The sequence below is a fragment of the Nocardia sp. CC201C genome, assembly GCF_030010695.1.
GTDB lineage: Bacteria > Actinomycetota > Actinomycetes > Mycobacteriales > Mycobacteriaceae > Nocardia > Nocardia otitidiscaviarum.
The window spans coordinates 1-6689 of record NZ_JASCXP010000414.1; the positions used below are offsets into that span (position 1 = coordinate 1).

Genomic DNA, 6689 nt, shown 5'->3' on the forward strand with positions numbered 1-6689 from the left:
CTCGAACTCCTTGATCCCGTTGAGCCAGCCGGAGCGCAGTCGCCGCGGATCGCCGATGCCGGTGATATCCGGCATGTGATCGGCGATGGCATTGAAGATGATCTCCACCTCGAGGCGGGCCAGGTTCGCGCCGATGCAGAAGTGTGCGCCGGTGCCGCCGAAGGACAGGTGCGGGTTGGGATCCCGCAGGATGTCGAAGGTGAACGGGTCCTCGAACACCTCTTCGTCGAAGTTGGCCGACCGGTAGAGCAGCACCAAGCGCTGTCCCTTCTCGATCCGGACGCCCGATAGTTCCGTGTCCTCCAACGCCGTGCGCTGGAACATGCTGACCGGCGTGGCCCAGCGGATGATCTCGTCCGCCGCTGTCAGGGGCCGCTTCTCCTTGAACAGCTCCCACTGCTCCGGATTCTCGAGGAAGGCGAGCATGCCGTGCGTGGTGGCATTGCGGGTGGTCTCATTGCCCGCCACGGCGAGCATCATGACGAAGAAGCCGAACTCCTCCGACGACAGCGCCTCCCCGTCGATCTCGGCCTGCACCAGTTCGGTGACGATATCGCTGGCCGGACACCGCTTGCGTTCCTCGGCCATCTGGTACGAGTAGCCGAGGATCTCGGTGGAGGCGACCAGCGGGTCGGCATCGCTGTCCGGATCGTCGTAGCCGGTCATCTCGTTGGACCAGCGGAAGATCTTCTTACGGTCCTCCTGCGGCACGCCGATCAGCTCGGCGATGGCCTGCAGCGGCAGTTCGGCCGCCACCTGCTCGACGAAGTCACCGCGCCCGGACTCGGCGGCGGCCCGCACGATCCGCTCCGCCCGCGCGGTCAGCTCGGCGCGCAGGCCGTTGATCACGCGCGGCGTGAAGCCCTTGGCGATGATCTTGCGCAGCTTGGTGTGCTCGGGCGCGTCCTTGTTCAACATCACGAACCGCTGCATTTCGATCTGCTCACGGGTGATGTCGTCGTTGAAGCGCGGGATGGCGGTGTTCTCGAAGTTGGAGAACACGTCGCTGCGCCGGGAGACCTCTTTGACGTCGGCGTGCTTGCTGACCACCCAGAAGCCGTCGTCGTGGAAGCCGCCCACGTCCGGTGATTTGGGGTTCCACCAGATGGGGGCGGTCCGCCGCAATTCGGCGAATTCTTCGACCGGGACTCGGCTCTCCCACATGTCCGGGTCCGTGACATCGAATCCGTCCGGAAGATTGGGACGCATTGAGGTGTCGACCACCAGCAGTCTCCTTCGACCGACTGAAACACGTTCTACCATCATTGAAGCACAGGTGGTACGACTGAGGAAGGCGAATTAGTAAACAGCTGTAACAGAATCCGAACCTGTTTCAGTTTGTACCCGAAAGGAACGACATGGGAACTCCCGTCATCGTCGAGGCCGCGCGCACGCCCATCGGCAAGCGCAACGGCTGGCTTGCCGGCCTGCACGCCGCCGAACTACTCGGCGCGGCACAGCGGGGCGTGCTCGAACGAGCGGCCTTGGACCCCCTGCTGGTGGAACAGGTCGTGGGCGGCTGCGTCATGCAGGTCGGCGAGCAGTCGAACAATGTCACCCGCACCGCCTGGTTGCACGCGGGCCTGCCCTGGCAGACCGGCGCGGTGACCATCGACAACCAGTGCGGCTCCGCCCAGCAGGCCGCGGGCCTGGTCGCCGGACTCATCTCGACCGGGGCCATCGAGGTCGGCCTGGCCTGCGGCATCGAGTCCATGAGCCACGTGCCGCTGGGCGCCAATGTCGGCACCCACGCCGGGCCCCGCCGTCCGGCCAGCTGGGATATCGACATGCCCGACCAGTTCACCGGCGCGGAACGAATCGCCAAGCGGCGCGGCATAACTCGCGACGACACCGACGCCCTGGGTGAGCGCTCACAGCGGCTGGCCGCGCAGGCGTGGGCGGAGGGCCGCTTCGACCGCGAGGTGCTGACCGTCAAGGGCGCGCCGCAGGTGGACAAGGAGGGCAACCTCACCGGCGAGACCATGGACGTCAGCCGCGATCAGGGCCTGCGCGAGACCACCCGCGAGGGCCTGGCGAAGCTGAAGCCGGTGCAGGAGGGCGGTATTCACACCGCGGGCACCTCCTCGCAGATTTCCGACGGTGCCGCAGCCGTTCTACTCATGGACGAAAGGGCCGCCGCACGCAATGGTTTGCGCCCACGCGCCCGCATCGTGGCGCAGTGCCTGGTCGGCGGTGAGCCCGAATACCAACTCGACGGGCCGGTGCAGGCGTGCGCCCGCCTGCTGGAGCGCAGCGGCATGAGCATGAGCGATATCGACTTGTTCGAAATCAACGAGGCTTTCGCATCCGTGGTGCTGTCCTGGGCCTCGGTGCACAAGCCCGACTTCGACCGGGTGAATGTCAACGGCGGGGCCATCGCGCTCGGCCACCCGGTCGGCAGCACCGGATCGCGGTTGATCACAACGGCTTTGCACGAGCTGGAGCGCTCGGGCAAGAGCACCGCCATGATCCTCATGTGCTGCGGTGGCGCACTCGCGACGGGCACGATCATCGAACGGGTCTAGTCCCCAACCATTTTCGGCCATGAGGTTGAACATTCATCCTACGACCGCTCAAACGTGGCGTACGCCACACAAACTTCGGTACAGACAAGATGATGACTCGTCAGCTATCTTATAGCTACTAGCGGCTTGTTACGGAAGACCTTCGCGACGGGCCAGAACCGGGGCTCTTAAGCCATCCGCAAGAACCGTGAGGGTGGCCCGCAAACGCCCAAGCCACAGCGGGTTCACCGGATCACCGCCGAGAAGGTTCAAGGAAATCGCGAATCAGGCGTAGGTTTTCAGTTACTGAGCCGCTAATATCAATGATACGTATCCGAGATAACGACTGTTAGTACAGCGAAGGGAATTGGGCGGCTCACAATGGCTGATTTCGCGGCGCGGCTGAACAAGCTGTTCGAAACCGTGCATCCCCCGGGGCGTAAGCCGCACACCAACGCAGAGGTGGCGGCGGCCTTGACGGCCTCCGGCCATCCGATCTCGAAACCGTATCTGTCACAGCTGCGGTCGGGACAGCGCACGAATCCGTCGGACGAGACGGTGGCTGCGCTGGCGAAGTTCTTCAAGGTCAAGCCGGACTACTTCTTCAACGACATCTACGCTGCCAAGATCGATCATGATCTGGAGCTGCTGTCCCAGCTGCAGGGCTACGGACTGCGTCGGCTGTCGAGTAGGGCCTTCGACCTCTCCGAAGAATCACAGAACCTCCTCACCTCCATGGCGGAGAAGTTGCGGGCATCAGAGGGGCTGCCCGAAATTCCTCCGGACGGCACGGAATAGGCCCTGCCTCAAGGCAACACAGTGCGAGTGACTCGGAACCGCACTGTGTTGGTTTGTCACAGGACTCTTCCAGCCGGTTCCACGAGGAGCGTTCGAACGATACGGCGCTGCTTGCAGGGCAGCGTCGCCATCGTGCGGCTGGCACATGGGGTGTTGCACCGGTCTCAGGGCACAGAGACCATGTGGCGTACACCCCTGCGCGGAGCAGATATGCGCACTCCTGGCATATCGCTGCGCGGGGTCCGAGCACATATCGGTGAGACGACCTCCCCTGGTGTGCATCGCGCAGATTGTCGGGCGATGTACCGGATACGGCCACGGGGGGGTCGTTTCGTTTTGCTGGATTTCCGATCGAGTTGTGCAAACCGCACACGCGATCTGTGCAAAGTGCACTTTCAGATGCACACGACGGTCAGGACCATCGCCATTCCGGCGCACTTATGACCGGAATCCACCGAAAGGTGGACCCCGGTCGAATAGAGCGTTTCAGCGCTGCGCGGACGGCTGACCGGCCCCACTTTCCAGCGCCTCGTCGAAGGCGCGAGCAATGGCCTGAGCCCAGCCGCGTGGGCTCACGCCGGGGGGCGGGGCGATCCATCGACCGTCGACCACGGTCTCGCCGAAGGGATTCCGCGCCCACAACGCCACCCGCTCGGCCCGTTCGGCCACCGATTCGGGCGGCGCACCGGCATCGGCCAGCTCCACGCCGCCGCCGGACTGCAAGAACAGGGCGTCCATGATCTGCGCCACCTGGTCGGATGCCTTGAGCTGGGTGGTGGAACCGGTCTGATCCTTGGTCACCACCTCCGGGAAGCGCGCCACCAGCACCCGGTGCAGGGTGCGAATCTCCCGCAGCAGCAGGCGAGCTCGCAGCCAGAGCTCGATCACGATCCACACCGCGCCCACGGCGATCAGCAGTGACGCGATCTGCCAGGCGGGCCAGAACCAGTCCGGCTGCTGCGGTTTCGGCATGGCGGCGTGATCGATCTCACGTCGCAGCGACAGCGTCGACAGCACACCGACCACCAGGGTGCCGGTGGTGTAGAGCGCGATGCCGCGGCCCAGGGTGGTCCAGTCCAGGTTGCGCACGCCGGTGATGACGATGAAGACGCAGCCGAGCAGGGCGACCACCCAGCCGAAGGTGGTGGACCACACCAGGGTGATGGTCATGGCGATGAGGCCGCCCGCATAGATCATCCAGGAGATCTGGCGCAGATTCCGGCGTGACACCACCGGCCACGCCGCCGCGGCCACCACCGAGGTCGCCGTCACGAACAGCGTCCAGAGCATGGGAGTGAGCCTGTCGGACAACCACATTCCGCGCACCCCGGCCGGCGCGATGTGATCGACCGCCACCGCCACATCCGGAATCGCCACGGTGGAGGCCGCCGCGACGGACGCCACCGCGATCACGATCGCCACCCGCGCGGTCGTCGCGGGCTTGACGAGCACCCGGCCCACCCGCGCCCCGGCCGCCATCCAGACCAGTAGAGCCGTCAACCAGAAGGTCATGCCGTGTCCTCCCGCTCGAGGGGGTGACCATGATCACGTACGCTGCCTCCTCCGGGCTCTGACCCGGTCAGCAGTCTCCCTCGCGGATGCCCGGGGGACCCTCCGTGGTTACGCACGCTGCCTCCTCCGGGCCCTGACCCGGTCATCCGAGTGCCTCGTCGAAGCGCAGGACCGAGACGCCCGCGCCGCGGCTGTTGAATACGCGCAGTCGGGTCATGAGCATGTTCGCGAAAGTCTCCGCCTCCCACTCGCACAGTTCGTCCTCGCCGAGATCCACGATCTGCTGGTGTGCGCGCTGGCTGAGCATGTAGGCGATGAGGTCCTCGCTGGCCTCCAGCGTGACCTCGGTCGCGGCCTCGCCCGGATGGTCGAACACGATATGCCCCAGCTCGTGCGCGAGGGTGTGCTCGCGCGTGGGTAGCGCGGCGGCCAGCACGATCACATCGCGGTCCGGGTAGCTGCGGCGCTGACCGCACACACCCGGCCCCAACTGCGCGCTGGCGATCTCGATGGGCCGCCGTCGCTCCAGCGAGATGGCGTCGACCACCTCGTCGAGGGTGGTGGCGTCGAAGTCGGCGGCGACCGCGCACACCGCGTCGACGGCGGCCGCCACCCGACGGTAGGACCTGCTGGCGCTGCTATGCGCTCGACTCTCGGTCATCGCTGCCCCCTCACGCCCTCGGGCCGAAGAACTGGGCGCGCGCGGCATCGATCCGCGCCTGCGCCGCGGACGCGCTCTGCGCGCTCACTGCACCGGAACCCACGCCCGCCAGCGTGAGCGCAATGAGTCCGCCGATGACCGACAGCAGTTTGATCGGTGGCAGCAGACCCGAGTCGGAGGTGGGCCGCACCTGCGGATCCGGCTGTGCCAGCACCGGATCGGGCGCCGCCGGCGGAGCGGGAGGCGCGGGTGGTGCCGGAGCCGCCTCCACCGCGGGCGGCACGACCAGCGGAGCCACCACGGGCAGCGGTACCTGGGGCGCGGGTGCGGGCGGTTTCGGAATCTCCAGCGGTACGGGCGGAGGCACCGGTGCGGGTGTCGGCTGCGGGATCAGCAGTAGCAGCAGCGGGGAGACGCAGACGGCGGCCGAGCCGACCCCGGCCGAGCCCAGCGCGCCCGAACCCGTCGCCGCCGAACCGGCCCCGGCGGAACCGACCGCCGCGGAACCGATCCCGGCGGAACCGACGGCTGCCGAACCGACCCCGGTCGATCCGGTCGCGGCCGAGCCGAGCGCGGCCGAACCGGCACCCGAACCCGTCGCGGCGGACCCGGCGGCGGAACCCGCACCCGCGGAGCCCACCCCGGCCGAACCGACGGCCGCCGAACCGGTACACAGCGCGGCCAGCGCGGCCGACCCGGTAGCGGCCGATCCCACCGCCGCGGAACCCACAGCGGCCGAACCCGTCCCGAGCCCCGCCGAACCCGTGATACCCAGCAGCGTGGCCAGGGTCGCGGCGGCCGAACCCGTCCCGACAGCGGCGGAACCCACTGCCGCCGAACCGGTCCCGAGACCGGCCGAACCCGTGATACCCAGCAGCGTGGCGAGAGTCGCCGCGGCCGAACCCGTCCCGACAGCGGCGGAGCCGACCGCCGCCGAACCGGTCCCCAATCCGGCGGAGCCGGTGAGACCCAACAACGTGGCGAGGGTGGCCGCCGCCGAACCGGTGCCGACAGCGGCGGAACCCACTGCCGCCGAACCGGTCCCGAGACCGGCCGAACCGGTGAGGCCGAGCAGTGCCGCCATACCCGCGGATCCGGTGCCGAGTACGGTGCCCGCACCCAGGCCGGCGGAACCCACTGCGGCGGAACCCGTTCCGAGCGCGGCGGACCCCGTGGTCAGGGCGGCGGAACCGGAGCCGACGACCACCGACCCG

The 6689-nt window shown here is 67.5% G+C and carries 5 protein-coding genes and 1 pseudogene; 2 read left to right on the plus strand and 4 right to left on the minus strand.

What is annotated here, in order from left to right; genetic code table 11:
* Positions 1–1209: cytochrome P450 (locus QK444_RS30180; RefSeq protein ID WP_282785515.1), on the minus strand; the 1209-nt coding region annotated here is incomplete at its 3' end.
* A 149-nt stretch (positions 1210–1358) separates the two neighbouring features.
* Between QK444_RS30180 and QK444_RS30185 the strand changes: the two genes are divergently transcribed.
* Together QK444_RS30185 and QK444_RS30190 are read left to right on the plus strand one after the other, a co-directional pair.
* Entirely contained in the window at positions 1359–2525 is a 1167-nt protein-coding gene (locus QK444_RS30185; protein ID WP_039809188.1) for a steroid 3-ketoacyl-CoA thiolase, read from the plus strand.
* Between the two features lie 360 nt (positions 2526–2885).
* Positions 2886–3302 (plus strand): helix-turn-helix domain-containing protein, encoded by a 417-nt coding sequence (locus tag QK444_RS30190; protein ID WP_011207048.1) that lies wholly within the window; start codon positions 2886–2888, stop codon positions 3300–3302.
* A 486-nt stretch (positions 3303–3788) separates the two neighbouring features.
* Here the strand turns inward: QK444_RS30190 and QK444_RS30195 are convergent, their stop codons facing one another.
* From QK444_RS30195 to QK444_RS30205, 3 genes and pseudogenes are all read right to left on the minus strand, one after another.
* Entirely contained in the window at positions 3789–4814 is a 1026-nt protein-coding gene (locus QK444_RS30195; RefSeq protein ID WP_282785514.1) for a hypothetical protein, read from the minus strand.
* 142 nt (positions 4815–4956) lie between these two features.
* Positions 4957–5475: an ImmA/IrrE family metallo-endopeptidase gene (locus tag QK444_RS30200; RefSeq protein WP_029925400.1), complete on the minus strand. Its 519-nt coding sequence runs from the start codon at positions 5473–5475 to the stop codon at positions 4957–4959.
* A 10-nt stretch (positions 5476–5485) separates the two neighbouring features.
* Positions 5486–6689 (minus strand): annotated as a pseudogene (locus QK444_RS30205) (hypothetical protein); the annotation flags it as partial.